A 19,470-nucleotide genomic window follows, 5' to 3' on the forward strand; every position below is an offset into this window, starting at 1 on the left:
GCCGCTTAGCGGCAGTAGCTGCCGCTGCGATAGCGCGCCGTGTCAAAGTGAAAATGGTCTTGATGAAAGCGGTCTGCCTCTGGTCCCAGCACCGTGCCGAAGGGTCCGCAGGCGCCCCGGTGCATCCGCCGCAAGGCCGCGCTGCTGCGCCGGGCACGCCAGCCCTTCAGCAGGCTGATCGTGCTGCCGTCCGCCAATTCAAACCCGGAAATGTCGATCGCGCGGCCTTTGCCATGTTCGGAAATCTTGCCCCCCTTGCGGTTGTTCCGCGTCCGGCAGGAGTAATGCGCGGCGACCTTGAGCTCTTTCAGCCCCCCACCCTGCCCCGCCAAAGCGGGCATCGCCGATTGGCGCACCCATGTGTTCAGCGCCTTGGCCGTGGTGCAATCCATCACAGCCGCGGTGCTGAGCCGGATGCCCGAGACCGAGCGGACTTTGACCGCATCCTCAATCCCGCAACCGCTGATCCGGCCCGGCACCCGGCCTACCCGCTTGCCCTGAATTGCCAGATCACCGCAGACCGCGCCCTTGGCCAACATCCGCTGGCGTGCACGGGCGGCCTGTTCGATCTTTGCGCTGCGCAGGGTGGGACGGAGCGATGCTTTCATCCCCTGCCCGCCCTCGGCGGCGGCGCGTGCTGCGGGGTCACGTTCGGGCGGGGCGATCGCGCCGCCGAGGGCGACGCTCACCGGCAAGCGCTCCGCCTTGCTTCGCGCCACCGGGCGCTCAGAACTGTCCGGCCCCGCAGCCAAGGCGATTTGCCCCAGCATGATCAGCGGCAGGACAGCCCAGCCCCTCATGGCTTGGGCGCGCCCCGGCCAAAGTCGGGCGCGTCGGTATCCTGCCCCGCCTCGATAATGCCGCGCCGGATCGCCCGGGTGCGGGTGAAATAGGCGTGCAGATGATCGCCGTCCCCGGTGCGGATGGCGCGTTGCAGGGCAAACAACTCTTCGGTGAAACGGCCAAGGATTTCCAGCGTGGCGTCCTTGTTGGTCAGAAACACATCGCGCCACATCGTCGGGTCACTCGCCGCAATCCGGGTGAAGTCGCGGAAACCGGCGGCGGAATACTTGATGACCTCGCTGTCGGTCACCCGGCGCAGGTCGTCGGCCACACCCACCATCGTATAGGCGATGAGGTGCGGCGCATGAGAGGTCACGGCCAACACCAGATCGTGATGCTCGGCGTCCATCTCTTCGACATTGGCGCCCGCCCCTTCCCAGAGCCCGCGCAGCCGCGCGATGGCCTCGGGGTCGGTCCCCTCCACCGGAACCAACAGGCACCAGCGGTTGTCAAAGAGTTCGGCAAAACCGCTGCGTGGGCCGGAATGTTCGGTCCCCGCCAGCGGGTGCGCGGGGATGAAATGCACGCCGTCGGGCAGATGCGGGCCGACCTGTGCGATCACGTCGGCCTTGACCGAGCCTACATCCGTCACGGTGGCCCCCGGTGCCAGATGTGGCGCGATCTCGGCCGCGACGGCGCCCATCACGCCCACCGGCACGCAGAGCACCACCAGATCGGCGCCCGCGACCGCCTCGGCGGCACTGTCGCAGACCCGGTCGCAGAGGCCGATCTCGCGCGCCGTGGCGCGGGTCTCGTCGCTGCGGGCATAGCCGGTGACCTCACCCGCCAGCCCGCCGCGCTTCATCGCCCAGAACAGCGAGGAGGCGATCAGCCCCAGCCCAATGAGGGCGACCCTATCATAGACCTGCGCCATCAATTGCCCCCCTTGAACTGCCGCACAGCATGGACGACGCGGCGGCAGGCGCTCTCGTCACCGACGGTGATCCGCAGGCAGTTGGGCAGGTTGTAGCCCGCCACCCGGCGCACGATCAGCCCTTGGGTCTTGAGGTAATCGTCGCAGGCCTCGGCCTCGGCCTGATTGGCGAAACGGGCCAGCACGAAATTGGCGAGCGAGACGTCCGAAGGCACGCCGATCTCGGCCAGCGCATCGGCCAGCCAGCTGCGCCAGCGGGCGTTTTCGGCGCGGCAATGGTCGGTATAGGCGCGGTCGCGCATCGCAGCCTCAGCGGCATTGAGCGCGGCCTGCGACAGGTTGAACGGCCCCCGCACCCGGTTCAGCACGTCGATCACATGGCTCGGCCCATAGCCCCAGCCGATCCGCAACCCGCCAAGGCCGTAGAGCTTGGAGAAGGTGCGCGTCATCACCACGTTGTCGCGCCGGTCGACCAGCGCGGCCCCGCCGTCATAGCCCTCGACATATTCGGCATAGGCTCCGTCGAGCACGAGCAGCGCCTGCGGCGGCAGCGCTTCGGCCAGACGCTCGATCTCGGCCAGACCGATCATCGTGCCGGTGGGGTTGTTGGGGTTGGCGATAAACACCAGCCGCGTCGCCTCGGTACAGGCGGCGAGGATCGCGTCGACATCGGTCACCCGCTCACGCTCGGGCACCTCGACGGGCGTGGCCCCGGCGGCCAGCGCCGAGATACGGTACATGGCAAAGCCGTGTTCGGTATGCACCACCTCGGTGCCCGGGCCGGCATAGGCTTGGCAAAGGAAAGCAATGATCTCGTCCGAACCCGCGCCGCAGATGATCCGTTCGGCATCGAGGTCCAGCACCTCGGCAATGGCGGCACGCAGGGCGCTATGGTCGGAGGACGGGTAGCGATGCAGGTCATAGGCCGCGCGGCGATAGGCTTCGACGGCGGCGGGGCTGGGCCCCAGCGGGTTCTCGTTCGAGCTGAGTTTGACCACATTCTCAAGGCCCGCGACATGCGCCGCCCCCCCTTGGTACAGGTCAATCTCCATAATGCCCGGCTGCGGTGCGATCTGTGTCATCTCGCTCTATTCCTCACGCTACTGCCGCCCTTCTATCGGGGGTGCCGCGGTGATGCCAGAATCATTCTGCATCCGCGGCGCCAGCGGACAGGATGTTGCCCTGCTGCCCGTCGCGCGCCGCACAAAGAAAAAGGCCGCGCGGTCTGCACCACGCGGCCTTTGGCATTCGACAGGCGAAGAAGCTTAGTTCTTCGCGTAGAATTCCACGACGAGGTTCGGCTCCATGACAACCGGGTATGGCACGTCGCCAAGGCTCGGTGTGCGCACGAAAGTCGCGGTCATTTTGGAGTGGTCGCACTCGAGGTAATCCGGCACGTCACGCTCGGGCAGTTGCACGGCTTCGAGAACCGAGGTCAGCTGCTTGGAACGGTCACGCACTTCGATCACGTCACCCTCTTTCACGCGGTAGGAGGGGATGTTGACCTTGCGGCCGTTCACTTTGACGTGGCCGTGGTTCACGAACTGGCGTGCGGCGAAAACGGTCGGCACGAACTTGGCACGGTAAACAACGGCGTCCAGACGGCGCTCGAGCAGGCCGATCAGGTTCTCACCGGTGTCGCCTTTGACGCGCTCGGCTTCGCCGTAGATGCGGCGGAACTGCTTCTCGGTCAGGTCGCCGTAGTAGCCTTTGAGCTTCTGCTTGGCGCGCAGCTGAATGCCGAAGTCCGACATTTTGCCCTTGCGGCGCTGGCCGTGCTGGCCGGGGCCGTATTCACGACGGTTCACCGGGGACTTCGGACGGCCCCAGATGTTTTCGCCCATACGGCGGTCTAGTTTGTGCTTGGCAGCTGTGCGTTTTGTCACGGCTGATCTCCTTTATAAGGCCCCGAGGGGCGGTAAAGGGCGTTGTCCTTTGGCCGAAGCCCGACAGGCTTCCCCTTGCGGGGTCCACCAACACCAATGAAGGGGCGCTTATACGGGGCCATGGCAGGGAGTCAACGGGGGATTTAGCCTATTTGCCCTGCCCCGCCCTTACCGCGCCATCGCAGCGCAGGGCGCGTGGCGGTGACAGGTCAGGATATGATCGTTCACCAGCCCGCAGGCCTCCATCCAGGCATAGGTGATCGTCGGCCCGCAGAACTTGAAACCGGCTTTCTTCAGGTCTTTGCTCACCTGCTCGGACAAGACGGTCTTCGGCGGCACCTCGGCCTGTGTGGCAAAGCGGTTTTGCAGCGGCGTGCCCTCGACATAGCGCCACATGAAGGCGTCGAACCCCTCGCGGGCCTCCAGATCTTGCCACGCGCGCGCGTTGGTGATGGCGGCCTCGATCTTGCCCCGGTGGCGGATGATGCCCGGATCGGCCAAAAGGCGCAGCACATCCGCCTCGCCCCATTCGGCGATCTGATGCGGATCGAATCCGGCAAAAGCCGCGCGGAAATTATCGCGTTTTTTGAGGATCGTGATCCAGCTCAGCCCCGCTTGAAACCCGTCAAGGATCAGCTTCTCCCAAAGCGCGCGGCTGTCGTATTCGGGCACGCCCCATTCGGTGTCATGGTAGGCTTGGTAAACCGGATCATCCCCGGCCCAGTCACAGCGCTGCATCTTCGGATCTCCCCTGCGCGATCCACCGCGGAAATCGCCGCCGATTAATACCGTATTATCACATTTGCGCCCATACCCATCGCAGGACAGCAAGAGAGTACCGCCGTGCCCCGTCGATTCCAACGCCCTTTCGCCGACGTTCCCCCCGGTGGGGACAGCCCGCTGAACCATGCGGTGATGCAGCGCGATGCCGCGACGCTTGAAATGGTGCGCGAGGCCGTGGCACACCGCCAAACGCTACTGGCGTTTCAGCCCGTCATGCGGGCCAGCGACCCGAGGAATGTCGCCTTTCACGAGGGGCTGATCCGCCTGCTGGATCCGACGGGCCGCGTGATTCCTGCCAAGGATTTCATGCCCGCGATCGAGGATACGGATACCGGGCGGCAGGTGGATGTTCTGGCCCTGCGGCTTGGGTTGAACGCGCTGCACCACCACCCCGGGCTGCGCCTGTCGATCAATATGTCCGCCCGCTCCATCGGGTATCAGGAATGGACCCGCGTCTTGCACCACTGGCTGGCCCGCGACGCCACCTTGGGCGAGCGGCTGATCCTTGAGATCACGGAAAGCTCGGCCATGATGGTGCCGGAACTGGTGACAAGCTTCATGAACCTATTGCAGCCCCATGGCATCTGCTTTGCCATGGATGATTTCGGAGCGGGGCAGACGGCGATCCGCTATTTCAAGGATTTCTACTTTGATGTCCTGAAGCTTGACGGGCAGTTCATTCGCGGCATCGCCACCAACCCCGACAACCGTGCCCTGACCGCCGCGCTGATGTCCATCGCCACGCATTTCGACATGCTGACTGTGGCCGAATGCGTGGAGAACGCCGCCGATGCGGCGGTGCTGACCGAGATGGGGGTAGACTGCCTGCAAGGCTACCACTTCGCCGCGCCAACCACGCGGCCCCCATGGCTGAATTTCGACCGGGTGCACGCCACCGGCTAGGCCCGCGCGGACAGGCCGCCGGGGCTGCGGCGGCGGGCTGCCTGCTCAGTTGCCGCATTGCAGCGCATCCGCTATCACTACCTCAGAGGGACGGGAGCGCCCACGCCCGACGATGGCGCGTGTCGGTGTGCCCCCGCCCAACAAGGTAGAGGAAAGTCACATCATGACCAATGTCGTCATCGCATCCGCCGCCCGGACCGCCGTGGGCAGTTTCGGCGGAGCGTTCGCCAATACGCCCGCCCATGACCTTGGTGCCGCCGTTCTGAAAGAACTGGTGGCCCGCGCCGGGGTGGACCCGTCCGAAGTCTCTGAGACCATTCTGGGGCAGGTGCTGACCGCCGCCCAGGGTCAGAACCCGGCACGTCAGGCGCATATCAACGCAGGGCTGCCGAAGGAGAGCGCGGCTTGGGGCATCAATCAGGTCTGCGGCTCGGGCCTGCGCGCCGTGGCGCTGGCGGCTCAGCACATCCAGCTCGGTGACGCGCATATCGTGGCCGCTGGCGGGCAAGAGAACATGACCCTCAGCCCCCATGCGCAGAACCTCCGCGCGGGCCAGAAAATGGGCGATCTGCAATTCATCGACACGATGATCCGCGACGGCCTGTGGGATGCGTTCAACGGCTACCACATGGGCCAAACCGCCGAGAACGTGGCTGAGAAATGGCAGATCAGCCGCGACCAGCAGGACGAATTCGCCGTGGCGTCGCAAAACAAGGCCGAAGCCGCGCAAAAGGCTGGCAAATTCGCCGATGAAATCGTTCCCTTCACCATCAAGACCCGCAAGGGCGAGACGGTCGTCGATCAAGACGAATACATCCGCCATGGCGCCAATATCGAAGCGATGCAGAAACTGCGCCCGGCCTTCACCAAGGACGGCTCTGTCACCGCGGCCAATGCCTCGGGCATCAACGATGGGGCGGCGGGCGCGCTGCTGATGAGCGCGGATGAAGCCGAAAAGCGGGGCATTCAGCCACTGGCGCGGATCGCCTCCTATGCCACTGCCGGTCTCGACCCGTCGATCATGGGCGTCGGCCCCGTCTATGCCTCGCGCAAAGCGCTGGAGAAAGCCGGCTGGAAGCCCGAAGACCTCGATCTGGTGGAAGCCAATGAAGCCTTCGCCGCGCAGGCCTGCGCCGTGAACAAGGAAATGGGCTGGGATCCGGAAATCGTCAACGTCAACGGCGGCGCCATCGCCATCGGCCACCCCATTGGTGCCTCGGGCGCGCGGGTGCTCAACACCCTGCTGTTCGAAATGCAGCGCCGTGACGCCAAGAAAGGTTTGGCGACGCTGTGTATTGGCGGCGGTATGGGTGTTGCCATGTGCCTTGAGCGCCCCTAAAACTGGGTCGGCGCGCAACTTTCTTGCGCGCCGAAACATGCATTTGCAAGAACATTACCTTGAGGGAGGGATTACATGTCACGCATCGCTTTGGTCACCGGGGGAAGTCGCGGGATTGGCGCGGCCATTTCGACCACGCTGAAGGACAAGGGCTATACCGTCGCCGCCACCTATGCCGGCAATGACGAAGCCGCCGCGAAATTCACCGAAGAAACCGGCATCAAGACCTATAAATGGAACGTGGCAGATTACGACGCCTCCAAAGCGGGGATCGAACAGGTCGAAGCCGATCTTGGACCTATCGAGGTGGTGGTCGCCAATGCAGGCATCACCCGCGACGCGCCCTTTCACAAGATGACCCCCGACCAGTGGAATGAGGTCATCGCCACCAATCTGACCGGTGTCTTCAACACGATCCACCCGGTCTGGCCCGGCATGCGCGAACGCAAATTCGGGCGCGTTGTCGTGATCTCTTCGATCAACGGGCAAAAGGGGCAGTTCGCGCAGGTGAACTATGCCGCGACCAAGGCGGGCGATCTGGGCATCGTGAAGTCATTGGCCCAAGAAGGCGCGCGCGCGGGGATCACCGCCAATGCCATCTGCCCCGGCTATATCGCGACGGATATGGTTATGGCGGTGCCCGAAAAAGTCCGTGAAAGCATCATCGCGCAGATCCCCGCCGGACGTTTGGGAGAGCCCGAAGAAATCGCCCGCGCGGTGGCCTTCCTCGTCTCCGACGACGCAGGTTTCATCAACGGCTCGACCATCTCGGCCAATGGGGCGCAATTCGTCGTCTGACGGGCGGATGTTCTGGAAATTTAAGGGGCCAGTCTTTTCCCAAGACTGGCCTTTTTTCTATGGGAAAACGAAGCCCGAATGCGGCACTTACTGGCCACCCTGCCTACCGCCCCGCCAAAGCGGAACGGCAGCGGTCGGAAAGGCCGCATTGCACGGCGAGGGTCAGCTCGACAGGCGGCTAATCTCCTCTTTCAAACGGAGTTTCTCCTTCTTCATGGAAGCCACTTTCAAATCGTCCATACCGGGGGCGCGTTGCGCGGTTTCCACCGCCTCACTCATCGCCTGATGCTTGCGCTTCAGGGTGTCCAGATGTGCGTTCAAAGCCATACAATCCTCCATGATTGGTGTGTGGAATTTCAGTGGACCACAGCGCGATCCACAAGTCACGCGGCACCGCAGCATAAGCGTGAAGTTGGTAAAGAAACGCTTAAGAAGTAGGATAGACCAGCGGCGCGCCCCGGCGCAGGACCGCTTCGATTTCCGGCACATAGCTATCGCCATCCCCCTCGTGCCGCGCGCCGCGGTGCATGACGAAGCTGTGATAGAGCCGAAAAGCACCGCGCCCGTTCTTGCGCGCACGCAAGAGAATCAACTCCGGCATCCGCCCCGCGCGCGAGGCGAGCGGCAGCACTTCGACCGATCCCATCTCATGCGGGAGCGCCGCCAGAATCTCGGGCAGTCGCTCGGTGCGATGGATAAAATGCGCCTGTCCCTTGGGCCTTAGCCGCCGCGCGGCGGTGCGGACCCATTGTCGCAGGGGCGTCGCCTCACCCAAGGCCGTTTCACGCCCCGGATCGCGGGACTGGACCGAAGCGGCGCGATCGAAATAGGGCGGATTGGCAAGAACGTGGTCAAATTGTCGCTGGCGCAGACGCAGGGGCATCTCGGTCAGATCGGCCTCCACCACCTCCAGCGCCGCGCCGCCATTGCGCCGCGCCAATTCGGCATAGGCGGGTTGCAGCTCACAGCCCGTCAGCGTCAGCCCCGGCACCCGCGCCCCCAGACAAAGCACTGCCGCACCGGCCCCGCAGCCAAGCTCCAGCACGCTCTGCCCCGCCTCGGCCTCGATGCTCGCGGCCAGCAAAACCGGGTCCACCCCAGCACGATAGCCCCGCCCCCGGCGCGGCTGCCAGAGGTGCAGCTTGCCGCCCAGAAAAGCGTCGCAGGTCAGGTCGTCTTCGGCGAAACGGGTCACAGCCCCAGCGGAATCTCATTGTCGCGCATCACCCGCAGGGCGGCGTCATGGTCATCGGGATGCACCATCAGGCGGCGCGGGAAAATCCCAATACCCCCTTCGAGCACGCTCATGTTTACGTCCATTTCAAAGCAGTCTATATCCTCCCCCCTGAGAAGGGCGGTGGCAAAGGCGATGATGGTCATGTCGGTGCTGCGCAAAAGTTCCTTCATATCAAAGATGTAGAGCCGGATTACCGGCATGTCGAGCGGGACGCGGGAAATGATGATGAAAAGTGATGCAACGGGCAAACCGCACGACCGCATGGCGGCCTATCTGAGCGATGATATGGCGGCGGTCAGCGCCCTGATCCGCGAGCGGATGGCGTCGAAACACGCGCCCCGCATCCCCGAGGTCACCGCCCATCTGGTCGAGGCGGGCGGCAAACGCCTGCGCCCGATGCTGACGCTGGCCGCGGCCCGGATGTGCGGCTACGGTGGCCCCTATCACGTCCATCTGGCCGCCACGGTCGAATTCATTCACACCGCGACCCTGCTGCATGACGATGTGGTGGACGAAAGCGCCCAGCGACGCGGGCGGCCCACGGCGAACCTTTTGTGGGACAACCAGTCGTCGGTGCTGGTCGGCGATTACCTCTTTGCGCGCAGCTTTCAGTTGATGACCGAACCGGGCTCGATGCCGGTGATGCGCATCCTGTCCAATGCTGCGGCGACCATCGCAGAGGGCGAGGTGTTGCAACTGACGGCCGCGCAGAATTTGGCCACGGACGAGGCGGTCTATCTGCAAGTCGTGCGCGGCAAGACGGCGGCGCTCTTCTCGGCCGCGACAGAGGTGGGCGGCGTGATTGCGGATGCGCCGGAGGATCAGGTCAAGGCGCTCTACGACTATGGTGACGCGCTTGGCATCGCCTTTCAGATCGTCGACGATCTGTTGGATTATCAGGGCGATACAGGGGCCACGGGCAAGAACGTCGGCGACGACTTCCGCGAGCGCAAGCTGACCCTGCCGGTGATCAAGGCCGTGGCAAAGGCGGATGACGAGGAGCGCGCCTTTTGGACCCGCACCATCGAGAAGGGCAAGCAGGAAGAGGGCGACCTCGACCATGCGCTGATGCTTTTGGCCAAACACGACACGCTCACCGCGACGCAGCGCGATGCCAGTGACTGGGCGGAGAAGGCCAAAGCGGCGCTTGCCCACCTGCCCGACCATGAGTTGAAAGACATGTTGATTGATCTGGCCGACTACGTCGTCGCCCGGATCAGCTAAGCGGCCAAGATCGGCGCGGCGGCGACCCACCATCGCGGCGCCGCGCTGGCGATGCGACGAGCCGCGGCCTCGGCCTGCGCCGCTGTGGCGTAGAGGCCGAAACAGGTCGCGCCCGAGCCCGACATTCGCGCCAGCGCCGCGTCGTTCAGCGCCTCCAGACAATTTGCGATGACTGGCTCCCGCGCGATCGCGGGGGCGGCGAGGTCGTTGCGCTGCGCGGTCAGAAATTCGATGAAATCGGAAAAGCCCGCGAACTTCGGGATCACCTCGGGCATCGGTGGCTGGTTCTTGTCGCTGAGCGCCGAGAATACAGCGGGCGTCGGCACATCGACGCCGGGGTTCACCAGCACCATATGGCAGGGCGGCAGCGCGCAGAGCGGCGTGAGGATCTCCCCCACCCCCTGCATCCGCTGCGGGCCGCGTGTCAGGCAGACCGGCACATCGGCCCCGAGCCGCGCGGGGTCTGCGAGCAGCGGGACGCCCCAATGCGCCGCAAGCAACTTCAAGGCCGCCGCCGCATCGGCGGAACCGCCCCCAATCCCCGCAGCTGCGGGCATGTGTTTCTCAAGGTGCAGCGCGGCGCCCCGGCCCGCGCCCGCGTCCAACATCTCTGCCGCGCGCAGGACGAGGTTGCGCGCATCGGTCGGCACCCCTTCGGCCCGCGGGCCGCTTACCGTCAGGGTCAGATCATTCGCGGCAGCCACATCCAACTGATCGCCGACACCCGCCCGCACCACCAGCGAATCCAACAAGTGATAACCGTCGGCCCGCTGGCCGGTGCAATGCAGGGTCAGGTTCACCTTGGCCCAAGCCATCCGCGACGCCGCAGCGCCGGGAGCCGCGGGCGCCCCATCCTTTGAAAGACTCATTCGTCCGCAGCAACCTTGAGCGGGGCTGCGCCCTCTTCGGCCAGCACGGCATCGAGCCCGACTTCCAGCTTGCGGCGCATGCGCTCGGGGTCGGCCTCTGAATCCGCATCCGTCAGGTCAACGAATGAGAGCGCCCGACGCCACTGGAACTCGGCCTCGCGTTTGCGGCCCACGGCCCAGTAAACATCCCCGAGGTGATCGTTCACCACCGGATCGACCGGCTCCAGCTCGACCGCGCGTTCCATCTGCTCTACCGCTTCTTCGTAGCGGTCCAGCCGGTAAAACACCCAGCCCAGCGAATCGACGATATAGCCGCTGTCGGGGCTGGCCGCGACGGCGCGTTCGATCATCTCCAGCGCCTCGTCCAAGTTGCGCTGCTGTTCGACCAGCGAGTAGCCGAGGTAGTTCAGCACCTGCGGCTGTTCGGGGTTCAACTCAAGCGCGGCGCGAAAATCGGCTTCGGAGCCTTCCCAATCGCCGCTACGCTCCTTGGCGATGGCGCGGGCGTAGAACAGCACCCAGCGGGCGCGGGCGGTTTCGGGCGTCAGCGCGAGCGCCTGATCGTAGGAGGCGATGGCCGCCTCATAGTCCTCTTCGGCCCGCAGCATGTCGCCGAGCGTGGAATGCACCACGGCCAGATCACCATGGCTCCGCGCGAGTTGTTCCAGCACTTCGATGGCCTGCGCGGTCTTGCCCGAGCGGCGCAGCGCATCGGCGCGGCCCAGTTCGGCGGCGTGATAGGCCGGGCTGTCGGCAGGCAAGGACTTATATTCGGCAATCGCCAGATCATGCTCGCCGAGGTTCTCCAAAAGGCTGGCCGTCAGCAAAAGCGCATCCACATGATCGGGGCGCAGATAACGCGCGATGCGCGAATAGAGCAGAACGTAGTAGTCCCCCGCCGCCTCATTGCGCAGCACGGCGGCAAAGGTGAAAAACACCTCGGCCATGCCCGCTTGGGCATCGGGCATATGGCTGAAGGGCGCGGGTGTCTCTTGCTGCAACCCTTCGATCAGCCGCGCGATTTCAGGATCGCTATCCGTGCCAAAGCCGTCAGAGAGCACGGCCAGCGCATCCTCGCTGCGCCCCAATTGGCCAAGGATCTCGGCATGGGCCATCACGCCGCGCCGGGTCTGACCTGCGGTCCCTGCCTCACCACTGGCAAAGATCGCCTCCGCCCCTTCGAAATCGCCCACGCTCGCCAGTGCAAGCGCCTTGTGATACATCACGAAGCCCTGCATCCCGGCCTCTTCGCTCAGGCTGTCGAATGCCTCCATCGCGGCGGTGACATCGCCCGCCCCCATATGCGCCCAAGCCTGCACCAGCCCGCCGACCCAAGGGCCGATGGCCGAGGTATCGCGTTCAAGCAGGGCGGCGTAATCCTCCTCCTTCGCCAAGGCGGCCACGAGGGTCATCTCGGCCACCTGGCTCTTGGTGCCGAGCGTGATCATATTGCGCGCCAGCGGCAGCGCCTTTTCCACCCGCCCGAGCGAGAGATAGGACAGCACCGCGCTTTCCATCAGTTCGATGTTCTTGGGATCCCGCGCCAGCGCTTCGGTGTAATAGCGCGCAGCCTCGGGGTAGTCGCTGTTCACGGCAGCATGACGCCCGGCCAAATAAGGGCCCGCGACCGATTGCGCCATCAGCGGCGCCGACAGGCCGATGCAAAGCGCCGCAACGCTGGTGAAACCTAGGACATTCCGAAACATGCAAACCGCCTCATATCGCTTTGCTTGCAGGCTATCATCTTCGTGCCGGGGCGCAATGGCGGGGCGGAGATGTCGCCCCTGGCCGACAGGATTTCGCCGAAAAAACGAAAAAGACCGACACGCCTGCGCGTGTCGGTCCTGTGACTGTGCCCTTTGGCGACGGCTCACATATTCGGGTAGTTCGGCCCGTCGCCGCCCTGCGGGGTGGTCCAGACGATGTTCTGCGTCGGGTCTTTGATGTCGCAGGTCTTGCAATGTACGCAGTTCTGGAAGTTGATCTGGAACCGCGTCTCGCCGGTTTTGTCATCCTCGACGAACTCGTAAACCCCCGCCGGGCAATAGCGGGCCGAGGGGCCGGCGTATTTCGGCAGGTTCACCTCGACCGGAATGCTCGGGTCTTTCAGCTTGAGGTGCGCAGGCTGGCTTTCCTCGTGGTTGGTAAAGGAGAAGGCCACATTGGTCAGACGGTCAAAGCTGAGCTTGCCGTCGGGCTTGGGGTAGTCGATCTTTTTGTGCTTATCCGCAGGCTCGGTCGCCTCGGCGTCCGATTTGCCATGGCTCAGCGTGCCCAAGAGCGAGAAGCCGAGCGTGTTGGTCCACATGTCGAACCCACCAAGTGCCAGCGACGCGGTGAGCCCGTATTTCGACCACAGCGGCTTGACGTTGCGCACTTTCTTGAGGTCCGTCGCGATCGGCCCTTCGCGCACATCGGCTTCATACTCGGTCAGCTCATCACCGCCCCGACCCGCTTGGATCGCGGCATAGGCCGCCTCTGCCGCCGCCTTGCCCGAGAGCATGGCGTTGTGGTTGCCCTTGATGCGCGGCACGTTGACCATGCCCACCGAACAGCCCAGCAGCGCGACACCGGGGGCCACCATCTTGGGCATCGACTGATAGCCGCCCTCGGTGATTGCCCGCGCGCCATAGGCCACGCGTTTGCCGCCTTTAAGCAGTTCGGCCACCATCGGGTGATGCTTGAAGCGCTGGAATTCCATGTAAGGGAAAACATGCGGGTTCTTGTAGCCGAGGTGGACGACGAAGCCGACGTAAACCTGATTGTTCTCAAGGTGATAGATGAACGACCCGCCGCCTGCGTTGCTGTTGAGCGGCCAGCCCATCGTGTGGGTGACGGTGCCCTCGCGGTGCTTGGCGGGGTCAATCTCCCAAATCTCTTTCATGCCAAGGCCGTATTTCTGCGGCTCTTTGCCCTCATCCAGTCCGTATTTCGCGATGACCCGCTTGCTGAGGCTGCCGCGCACGCCTTCGGAGAGGAAGACATATTTGCCGTGCAGCTCCATCCCCGGCTCATAGCTCGGCCCGGGGGTGCCGTCGGCATTTTTGCCCATCTCACCGGCGACAACGCCTTTGACTTCGCCATTCTCGCCAAAGACGAGTTCGGAGCAGGCCATGCCGGGGAAAATCTCGACGCCCAGTTCCTCGGCCTGTTGGGCCATCCAACGGCAGACATTGCCCATCGACACGATGTAGTTGCCGTGGTTCTTCATCAGCGGGGGCATCGGAAACTCGGGGATGCGCAGCTTGCCCGCCTCGCCCAACAGGTAAAAGTTGTCTTCCTTCACCGGCACGTTCAGCGGCGCGCCTTTTTCCTTCCAATCGGGGATCAGCGCGTCCAGCCCGCAGGGGTCGAGCACCGCGCCCGACAGGATATGCGCGCCCACTTCGGAGCCCTTTTCCAGCACCACAACATTGCAATCGGCGTCCAACTGCTTGAGCCGGATCGCAGCCGACAGGCCAGCAGGCCCGGCGCCGACGATCACAACGTCATATTCCATCGCTTCGCGTTCAATCTCGGCCATTTTGGTGCTCCCTCACGGCAAATTCGGTTTGGATTTGGCTAAACCACCGCCGCGCGCAATGCAATCGCGACCCTGCGTTTATTGCGCAAAACGTGGGCTCCACGACATAACATGACGCGCGACCTATCAGGTCGCCGGTTCGTCCCCCTTCGAGATAGCGCGGCGAGGCCCGGTTTCACCACCCAGCCGCCGCGGCCCGCACGGCGAAAACGAGACCTTATTGACGGCAGTCAACCGCCGATCTCGGAGCCGTTAGCCCCTTGCAATTGGCCGGCAGTTTGGGTCAGGTATCTGTCAAGTTAACACGCAATTGGCCGCCCCCCGGCGAAAACCCGGGTGCGGCCCTCATTATGTAGGCACACCGCCATGGAAAAAATTCCGATGACCCGCGATGGTCACACCGCGCTCGAAGTCGAACTTAAGCACCTCAAGTCGGTTGAACGCCCCGCCATCATCAAGGCCATCGCCGAGGCGCGCGAACATGGTGACCTGTCGGAAAACGCCGAATATCACTCGGCCAAGGAAAAGCAGTCTTTCATCGAAGGCCGCATCAAGGAGCTTGAGGGCGTGATCTCGCTCGCCGATGTGATCGACCCCAAGAAACTGTCGGGCTCGATCAAATTCGGGGCCACGGTGACGCTCGTCGATGAGGACACGGACGAAGAGAAAACCTATCAGATCGTTGGCGAATATGAGGCCAATATCGAAAAGGGTCTTTTGAACATCAAATCCCCCATCGCGCGCGCGCTGATCGGTAAGGATGAGGGTGATTCCGTCGAGGTGCGCACCCCCGGCGGGCAGAAATCCTATGAGGTTCTCAAGATCGTCTACGCTTGACCGGGAAGGCTGACATGGCAGAGCCCGACGTTTCCGCATCCCCAGAACAAGCCCCCCGCGCCCCGCGCGGCGGGACCGGCGCGGCACGGCCCACGCCGATGGGCATCTACGACCGGCCCAGGGCCAATAGCATCACCGAGGTCGAGATCATCGCAGGCGCGCTTTCGGCGCTGTGGCTGCTTGGAACGGCGATCTATTTCACCTTCATCGCCGCAGAAGTGCCCGAAAGCACGCCCGACAGCGGGCTGCGCGGGCTGTTGATCCTGCTGGTGGTGATCATGCCCGTCGCGATGATCTGGGTCGGGGCCACGGCCGCCCGCGCCGGGCGTGTCATGCGTGAAGAAAGCCAACGTCTGCAAGCCGCGATCGACACGATCCGGCACTCCTATATCTCGCAACAGCAGGGCAACAAACCGGCGGGCGAAGGCAGCATTGCGCGCAAGCTCGATGAACTCGCCGCCAGCGCCCGCAAGACCGAGATCGCGCTGGCCGGGCTTCAGGGCCGCGATGCGCCGTCGCGTGCCGTCGATCCGGCCCCCGCGCCCACACCGCCCGCCGCCAAAGACCAGCCGGCGCTGGCCCTTGGCACGCAGGCGGGCGACAGCGCACAGCCGCTCTCTGCCGAGGATTTCACCCGCGCCCTCAACTTCCCCGAAACGGCGGAGGATCAGGCGGGTTTCGACGCCCTGCGCCGTGCGCTGAAAGACCGCTCCGCCGCGCAGCTTGTGCAGGCCGCGCAGGATGTGCTGACCCTGCTCAGCCAAGACGGCATCTATATGGACGACCTGCGCCCCGACCGCGCCCGCCCCGAGGTCTGGCGGCAGTTCGCCAGCGGTGCGCGGGGCCGGACCATCGCGCCTTTGGGGGGCATTCGGGATCGTTCGTCGCTGGCGCTGGCCAATGCGCGGATGCGGCAAGACCCGATCTTTCGCGATGCCGCGCATCACTTCCTGCGCCGCTTCGATCGGACCTTTGCGGAGTTCGAGAAACAGGCCACGGATGAGGAAATCTCGATGCTGGCCGACACCCGCACCGCCCGCGCCTTTATGCTGCTGGGTCGCTGCGCGGGCACCTTCGATTGACGCGCGGGCCTAGCCGGTAAAACTGCCGTAAGGAATGAACCGAACGGGATCGCCCGGCGCGATGTCGCGGGCGGCCTCGTCCAATTCGACCAACCCTTCGGCCCAGCTGAGCCCGCTGATGCGCCCCGACCCTTCGGAGGCAAAGACCTCGGCCCGGCCATCGCGCATCCGCGCGCGCAGGTATTCCCGCCGCCCGGCCTTTTTGCGTTTCTCGAAGGCGGCAGGCACGTCGAACCCCTGCGGCTCTTGCCAGCCTCCTCCGGCCAAAAGCGCCATGGCGGGCCGCGCGAAGATCAGCGAACAGACCATCGCCGCCACCGGGTTGCCCGGCAGGCCGAAGACCGGCACGCCCTGCCACATCCCAAGCGCCAAGGGCCGCCCCGGTTTCACCGCGATCCGCCAAAGCTGCATCGCCCCCGCTTCGGTCAGCAGGGCCGAGACGTGGTCTTCATCCCCCGCCGATGCGCCGCCACTGGTGAGGACTACATCGACCTGCCCCGCCGCCGCATCAAGCCGCGCGTGCAGCGCGGCGCGGTCGTCGGCCACGCGGCCCAGATCCACCGCCTCATGGCCAAAGTCGGTGGCGAGTTGCAGCAGCATCGGGCGGTTGGCGTCGTAAATCTGCCCGTCGCGGGCCGTATCGCCCATTTCGACCAATTCATCGCCGGTCGAAATCACACCGACCTTGAGCCTTTTGCGCAAAGACACCTCCGCCACACCGGCGGCGGCCAGAAGCGCCAGTTCCGCCGGACCGATGCGCGTGCCCGCGGCGAGGATCACGTCGCCCGCCTGCACATCCTCCCCGGCCTTGCGGGCGTTGGCCCCCTGTTTGACCGGCCCGTGAAAGCGCAGCACGCCCCCCTCGGCGGTCACATCCTCTTGCAAGATGACGGTATCGACACCTTCGGGCAGCGCCGCGCCGGTCAGCACGCGGATCGCTTGCCCCGCAGGCACCGCACCGGGGCGGTCGCCCGCCGCCGCGCGGCCCGGCACCAGCGGCATTTCGTGCAGGCCATCGCCCCGGCCCCCGGCAAAGCCATAGCCATCGACCGCCGTGTTGGGCAGCGGCGGGTTGGCGCGGATGGCGGCAACATCTTCGGCCAAGATGCGGCCCCCGGCATCGGCGGCGGGGCATGGCTCGGCTCCTGTCACCGCGTGAAGCCGCGCACGCAGCAGGTCCAGCGCTTCATGCACCGGGGTCCAATGCACGCCGGGCGGCAGGGCGAAACAATCGTTGCGCAGGGGCGGCGGCGCGGGTGTGGCGGGGGCCGCCGGAGTGGCAATCAGCCCCACGTCGCGCAGGATGAAATCGGCAATGGCGGCGGTGTCGTTCAAATCGAAAACGGGCCGATCCACCTCAAGCGGCACATCGCTGGCCAGCGCCTGCACGGTCGGATCATCCGGCGCGATCAGCGGGTTTCCGGTCTCGACCCGATGGGCTTCGACCTTCGGATGGCCGTCGCGTTTGTAGCCTTCGATCAGCACCAGATCGACGGGCGAGAGCCGCGCCAGATGCGCCTCCAGCGGCGGCTCATCGGACCCGCGCAACTCATGCATCAGGGCAAAACGCGCGCCCGAGGCCAAGAGCACCTCCCGCGCGCCCGCGATGCGGTGGCGGTGGCTGTCCTTGCCGGGGTGGTCCACGTCGAATGTGTGATGCGCGTGTTTGACGGTGGAGACGGTGAACCCACGGCCCGTGATCTCGGAGACCAGCCGCTCCATCAGCCCGGTCTTGCCCGCGTTCTTCCAACCGACAATGCCGTAAACCCTCATACCATCGCCTCTGCTTTCGCCAGATCCCCGGGCGTGTTCACGTTGAAGAAGGCTGCCTCATCGGGGAAGAGCGCCTCGCGCCCATCGTGGCGTTCCGTCCAGAGCACCACCTTGCGCAGCCCGCCCGCCAAAGCGCTGCGCAGATCGTCGCGCAGCGCCACGGGCCAGAGGCCAAAGGTCGGATGCCGCGCCGTGCCGCGTTTGGCATCCGGCGTGGCGGCCAAGGCCAGCGGATGGGCCATATCATCGGCGGCCAGCAACAGACGCGGCACCAGATCGCAGGGGAAGAAAGGCGTATCAGCGGCAGCGGTCACGATGCTCTCGGCCCCCTGTTCGGCGGCCCAGTCCAGCCCGGCGAGCACCCCCGCCAGCGGTCCGGCGAAGCCTTCGATACTATCGGCCAGCACCGGCAAGCCGAGGTCGGCAAACCGCGCCGCATCGCCATTGGCATTAAGCGCCAGCCCCGCGACCTGCGGCTCCAGCCGGTCGATTACCGAGGACAGAAGCGTGCCCTGCCCCAGCGGCAGCAGCCCCTTGTCGCCGCCGCCCATACGGGTCGCCTGCCCGCCCGCCAGAATGACGCCAAGTGGTTGTTTCATGTGGTCAATCCTTCGCCCCCTTGCGCCCGCTTTTGCGCGGTTCTTCGGCCACGCTGGCCGGATCCGCATCGCGGATCAGCCGCCCCTCCCCGGCCAGACAGGTAAAGCGCTGCCCGCGCATCCGCCCGATCAGGGTCAGGTTCACCTGCTGGGCGATCTCCACCCCCCAAGCGGTAAAGCCCGAGCGGGACGCCAGCACCGGAATGCCCATCATCGCCGTCTTGATCACCATCTCAGAGGTCAGCCGCCCCGTGGTATAGAGCACCTTATCCTCGGCCCCGACCCCTTCGGAGAGCATCCAGCCCGCGATTTTGTCAACCGCGTTGTGACGGCCCACATCCTCCATATAGACCAAGGGTCGGTCACCTTGGCAAAGCACCGTGCCGTGGATCGCGCCCGCCTCCAGATAGAGGCTCGGCGTGCGGTTGATCTTGGCCGCCAGCGCGTAGAGGTCCGATGTGCGCACCGGTGTCTCGGGCAGGCTCACCTCCGCCAGCCCCTCCATCATATCGCCAAAGACCGTGCCCACGGCGCAGCCGCTGGTGCGGGTCTTGCGCTGCATCTTGTCTTCGTAATCGGTGGCCCGTTTGGTCCGGACGACGACGGTTTCAAGCTCTTCGTCGTAATCGACGCCGGTGATCTCTTCGTCCGGGCGCAGCATTCCCTGGTTGCGCAGAAACCCAAGCGCCAGATAGGCCGGGTAATCGCCGATGGTCATGGCGGTCACGATCTCTTGCCGGTTGAGGAATATCGTCAGGGGGCGCTCTTCGACCACGTTGATCGCAACCTCGGCCCCGGTGTGGTCCACGCCAGAGACGCTGCGCGTCAGCCGAACAGCAGTCGGATCCGGGGCGATCAGATAATTGCTAAGTTCATTGTCTCGGGCCAATTGTATCCCCC

The 19,470-nt window shown here is 64.9% G+C and carries 20 protein-coding genes; 6 read left to right on the forward strand and 14 right to left on the reverse strand.

The genetic code is table 11. From position 1 onward, the window contains the following. Positions 1-5 precede the first annotated feature (5 nt). The 5 genes from ACGYK7_RS10270 to ACGYK7_RS10290 all read right to left on the reverse strand — a co-directional run bounded on the left by ACGYK7_RS10270 (position 6) and on the right by ACGYK7_RS10290 (position 4,341). Entirely contained in the window at positions 6-800 is a 795-nt protein-coding gene (locus ACGYK7_RS10270) for an extensin family protein (RefSeq protein ID WP_394401831.1), read from the reverse strand. After that, a complete protein-coding gene (locus tag ACGYK7_RS10275) occupies positions 797-1,717 on the reverse strand; it encodes a prephenate/arogenate dehydrogenase family protein (protein WP_394401834.1) in 921 nt (306 codons plus the stop codon). Before ACGYK7_RS10275 ends, ACGYK7_RS10270 begins: the two co-directional genes overlap by 4 nt. After that, the gene (gene hisC / locus ACGYK7_RS10280; protein WP_394401837.1) at positions 1,717-2,799 is read right to left on the reverse strand and encodes a histidinol-phosphate transaminase; all 1,083 of its coding nucleotides are present in this window, start codon (positions 2,797-2,799) and stop codon (positions 1,717-1,719) included. Before hisC ends, ACGYK7_RS10275 begins: the two co-directional genes overlap by 1 nt. 183 nt (positions 2,800-2,982) lie before the next feature. Then, on the reverse strand, positions 2,983-3,603 hold the full coding sequence (rpsD, locus tag ACGYK7_RS10285; protein ID WP_271693051.1) for a 30S ribosomal protein S4: 621 nt from the start codon (positions 3,601-3,603) through the stop codon (positions 2,983-2,985). Between the two features lie 168 nt (positions 3,604-3,771). After that, positions 3,772-4,341, reverse strand: coding sequence for a DNA-3-methyladenine glycosylase I (locus ACGYK7_RS10290; protein WP_394401841.1), 570 nt, complete (start codon positions 4,339-4,341; stop codon positions 3,772-3,774). 105 nt (positions 4,342-4,446) lie between these two features. Here ACGYK7_RS10290 and ACGYK7_RS10295 point away from each other — a divergent pair, with 105 nt between their 5' ends. From ACGYK7_RS10295 to phbB, 3 genes are all read left to right on the forward strand, one after another. After that, complete coding sequence (locus tag ACGYK7_RS10295) at positions 4,447-5,289, forward strand: EAL domain-containing protein (protein ID WP_394401843.1); 843 nt, start codon at positions 4,447-4,449, stop codon at positions 5,287-5,289. Positions 5,290-5,452: 163 nt separating this feature from the next. Beyond that, on the forward strand, positions 5,453-6,628 hold the full coding sequence (locus ACGYK7_RS10300) for an acetyl-CoA C-acetyltransferase (protein ID WP_394401845.1): 1,176 nt from the start codon (positions 5,453-5,455) through the stop codon (positions 6,626-6,628). 75 nt (positions 6,629-6,703) lie between these two features. Then, positions 6,704-7,426, forward strand: coding sequence for an acetoacetyl-CoA reductase (phbB, locus tag ACGYK7_RS10305; RefSeq protein ID WP_067942768.1), 723 nt, complete (start codon positions 6,704-6,706; stop codon positions 7,424-7,426). 162 nt (positions 7,427-7,588) lie between these two features. On the opposite strand, the gene ACGYK7_RS10310 is transcribed toward phbB, so the two are convergent. From ACGYK7_RS10310 to ACGYK7_RS10320, 3 genes are all read right to left on the reverse strand, one after another. Next, positions 7,589-7,753 (reverse strand): YdcH family protein, encoded by a 165-nt coding sequence (locus ACGYK7_RS10310; protein ID WP_082852182.1) that lies wholly within the window; start codon positions 7,751-7,753, stop codon positions 7,589-7,591. Between the two features lie 100 nt (positions 7,754-7,853). Next, on the reverse strand, positions 7,854-8,621 hold the full coding sequence (locus ACGYK7_RS10315) for a tRNA1(Val) (adenine(37)-N6)-methyltransferase (protein ID WP_394401848.1): 768 nt from the start codon (positions 8,619-8,621) through the stop codon (positions 7,854-7,856). Further along, positions 8,618-8,833 (reverse strand): DUF2007 domain-containing protein, encoded by a 216-nt coding sequence (locus tag ACGYK7_RS10320; protein ID WP_040700850.1) that lies wholly within the window; start codon positions 8,831-8,833, stop codon positions 8,618-8,620. The genes ACGYK7_RS10315 and ACGYK7_RS10320 overlap by 4 nt, the downstream gene beginning before the upstream one ends. A gap of 55 nt (positions 8,834-8,888) precedes the next feature. On the opposite strand from ACGYK7_RS10320, the gene ACGYK7_RS10325 reads away from it, so the two are divergent. Then, positions 8,889-9,887 (forward strand): polyprenyl synthetase family protein, encoded by a 999-nt coding sequence (locus tag ACGYK7_RS10325; RefSeq protein WP_394401851.1) that lies wholly within the window; start codon positions 8,889-8,891, stop codon positions 9,885-9,887. Here the strand turns inward: ACGYK7_RS10325 and ACGYK7_RS10330 are convergent. From ACGYK7_RS10330 to ACGYK7_RS10340, 3 genes are all read right to left on the reverse strand, one after another. Beyond that, entirely contained in the window at positions 9,884-10,702 is an 819-nt protein-coding gene (locus ACGYK7_RS10330) for a 4-(cytidine 5'-diphospho)-2-C-methyl-D-erythritol kinase (protein WP_394401853.1), read from the reverse strand. The two genes, ACGYK7_RS10325 and ACGYK7_RS10330, sit on opposite strands and share 4 nt — an antisense overlap. A gap of 50 nt (positions 10,703-10,752) precedes the next feature. Beyond that, positions 10,753-12,462 carry a tetratricopeptide repeat protein gene (locus ACGYK7_RS10335; RefSeq protein ID WP_394401855.1) on the reverse strand — a complete coding sequence of 570 codons (1,710 nt, stop codon included), beginning with the start codon at positions 12,460-12,462 and terminating at the stop codon, positions 10,753-10,755. Between the two features lie 164 nt (positions 12,463-12,626). Continuing rightward, on the reverse strand, positions 12,627-14,279 hold the full coding sequence (locus tag ACGYK7_RS10340; RefSeq protein ID WP_394401857.1) for a 4Fe-4S dicluster domain-containing protein: 1,653 nt from the start codon (positions 14,277-14,279) through the stop codon (positions 12,627-12,629). 366 nt (positions 14,280-14,645) lie between these two features. Between ACGYK7_RS10340 and greA the strand changes: the two genes are divergently transcribed. After that, entirely contained in the window at positions 14,646-15,116 is a 471-nt protein-coding gene (gene greA, locus ACGYK7_RS10345; protein WP_342852196.1) for a transcription elongation factor GreA, read from the forward strand. 14 nt (positions 15,117-15,130) lie between these two features. Then, entirely contained in the window at positions 15,131-16,198 is a 1,068-nt protein-coding gene (locus tag ACGYK7_RS10350) for a hypothetical protein (RefSeq protein ID WP_394401860.1), read from the forward strand. A gap of 9 nt (positions 16,199-16,207) precedes the next feature. Here ACGYK7_RS10350 and ACGYK7_RS10355 read toward each other — a convergent pair whose 3' ends face one another. The 3 genes from ACGYK7_RS10355 to ACGYK7_RS10365 are packed head-to-tail and all read right to left on the reverse strand — an operon-like array spanning position 16,208 to position 19,465. Beyond that, entirely contained in the window at positions 16,208-17,971 is a 1,764-nt protein-coding gene (locus tag ACGYK7_RS10355) for a bifunctional molybdopterin-guanine dinucleotide biosynthesis adaptor protein MobB/molybdopterin molybdotransferase MoeA (RefSeq protein ID WP_394401863.1), read from the reverse strand. Continuing rightward, positions 17,968-18,570: a molybdenum cofactor guanylyltransferase MobA gene (gene mobA / locus ACGYK7_RS10360; RefSeq protein ID WP_394401866.1), complete on the reverse strand. Its 603-nt coding sequence runs from the start codon at positions 18,568-18,570 to the stop codon at positions 17,968-17,970. Before mobA ends, ACGYK7_RS10355 begins: the two co-directional genes overlap by 4 nt. Before the next feature lie 4 nt (positions 18,571-18,574). Next, entirely contained in the window at positions 18,575-19,465 is an 891-nt protein-coding gene (locus ACGYK7_RS10365; RefSeq protein ID WP_394401943.1) for a formate dehydrogenase accessory sulfurtransferase FdhD, read from the reverse strand. Between the last annotated feature and the right edge of the window lie 5 nt (positions 19,466-19,470).

Source organism: Sulfitobacter sp. 1A15299, from assembly GCF_043556915.1.
Lineage (GTDB): Bacteria > Pseudomonadota > Alphaproteobacteria > Rhodobacterales > Rhodobacteraceae > Sulfitobacter.

Bases quoted from the DNA above. Each gene is read 5' to 3' on its own strand.
- ACGYK7_RS10270 (WP_394401831.1), bottom strand. From the start codon at position 800: ATGAGGGGCTGGGCTGTCCTGCCGCTGATCATGCTGGGGCAAATCGCC.
- ACGYK7_RS10275 (WP_394401834.1), bottom strand. From the start codon at position 1,717: ATGGCGCAGGTCTATGATAGGGTCGCCCTCATTGGGCTGGGGCTGATC.
- hisC (WP_394401837.1), bottom strand. From the start codon at position 2,799: ATGACACAGATCGCACCGCAGCCGGGCATTATGGAGATTGACCTGTAC.
- ACGYK7_RS10290 (WP_394401841.1), bottom strand. From the start codon at position 4,341: ATGCAGCGCTGTGACTGGGCCGGGGATGATCCGGTTTACCAAGCCTAC.
- ACGYK7_RS10300 (WP_394401845.1), top strand. From the start codon at position 5,453: ATGACCAATGTCGTCATCGCATCCGCCGCCCGGACCGCCGTGGGCAGT.
- phbB (WP_067942768.1), top strand. From the start codon at position 6,704: ATGTCACGCATCGCTTTGGTCACCGGGGGAAGTCGCGGGATTGGCGCG.
- ACGYK7_RS10310 (WP_082852182.1), bottom strand. From the start codon at position 7,753: ATGGCTTTGAACGCACATCTGGACACCCTGAAGCGCAAGCATCAGGCG.
- ACGYK7_RS10320 (WP_040700850.1), bottom strand. From the start codon at position 8,833: ATGAAGGAACTTTTGCGCAGCACCGACATGACCATCATCGCCTTTGCC.
- ACGYK7_RS10325 (WP_394401851.1), top strand. From the start codon at position 8,889: ATGAAAAGTGATGCAACGGGCAAACCGCACGACCGCATGGCGGCCTAT.
- ACGYK7_RS10330 (WP_394401853.1), bottom strand. From the start codon at position 10,702: ATGGCTTGGGCCAAGGTGAACCTGACCCTGCATTGCACCGGCCAGCGG.
- ACGYK7_RS10335 (WP_394401855.1), bottom strand. From the start codon at position 12,462: ATGTTTCGGAATGTCCTAGGTTTCACCAGCGTTGCGGCGCTTTGCATC.
- ACGYK7_RS10340 (WP_394401857.1), bottom strand. From the start codon at position 14,279: ATGGCCGAGATTGAACGCGAAGCGATGGAATATGACGTTGTGATCGTC.
- greA (WP_342852196.1), top strand. From the start codon at position 14,646: ATGGAAAAAATTCCGATGACCCGCGATGGTCACACCGCGCTCGAAGTC.
- ACGYK7_RS10350 (WP_394401860.1), top strand. From the start codon at position 15,131: ATGGCAGAGCCCGACGTTTCCGCATCCCCAGAACAAGCCCCCCGCGCC.
- ACGYK7_RS10355 (WP_394401863.1), bottom strand. From the start codon at position 17,971: ATGAGGGTTTACGGCATTGTCGGTTGGAAGAACGCGGGCAAGACCGGG.
- mobA (WP_394401866.1), bottom strand. From the start codon at position 18,570: ATGAAACAACCACTTGGCGTCATTCTGGCGGGCGGGCAGGCGACCCGT.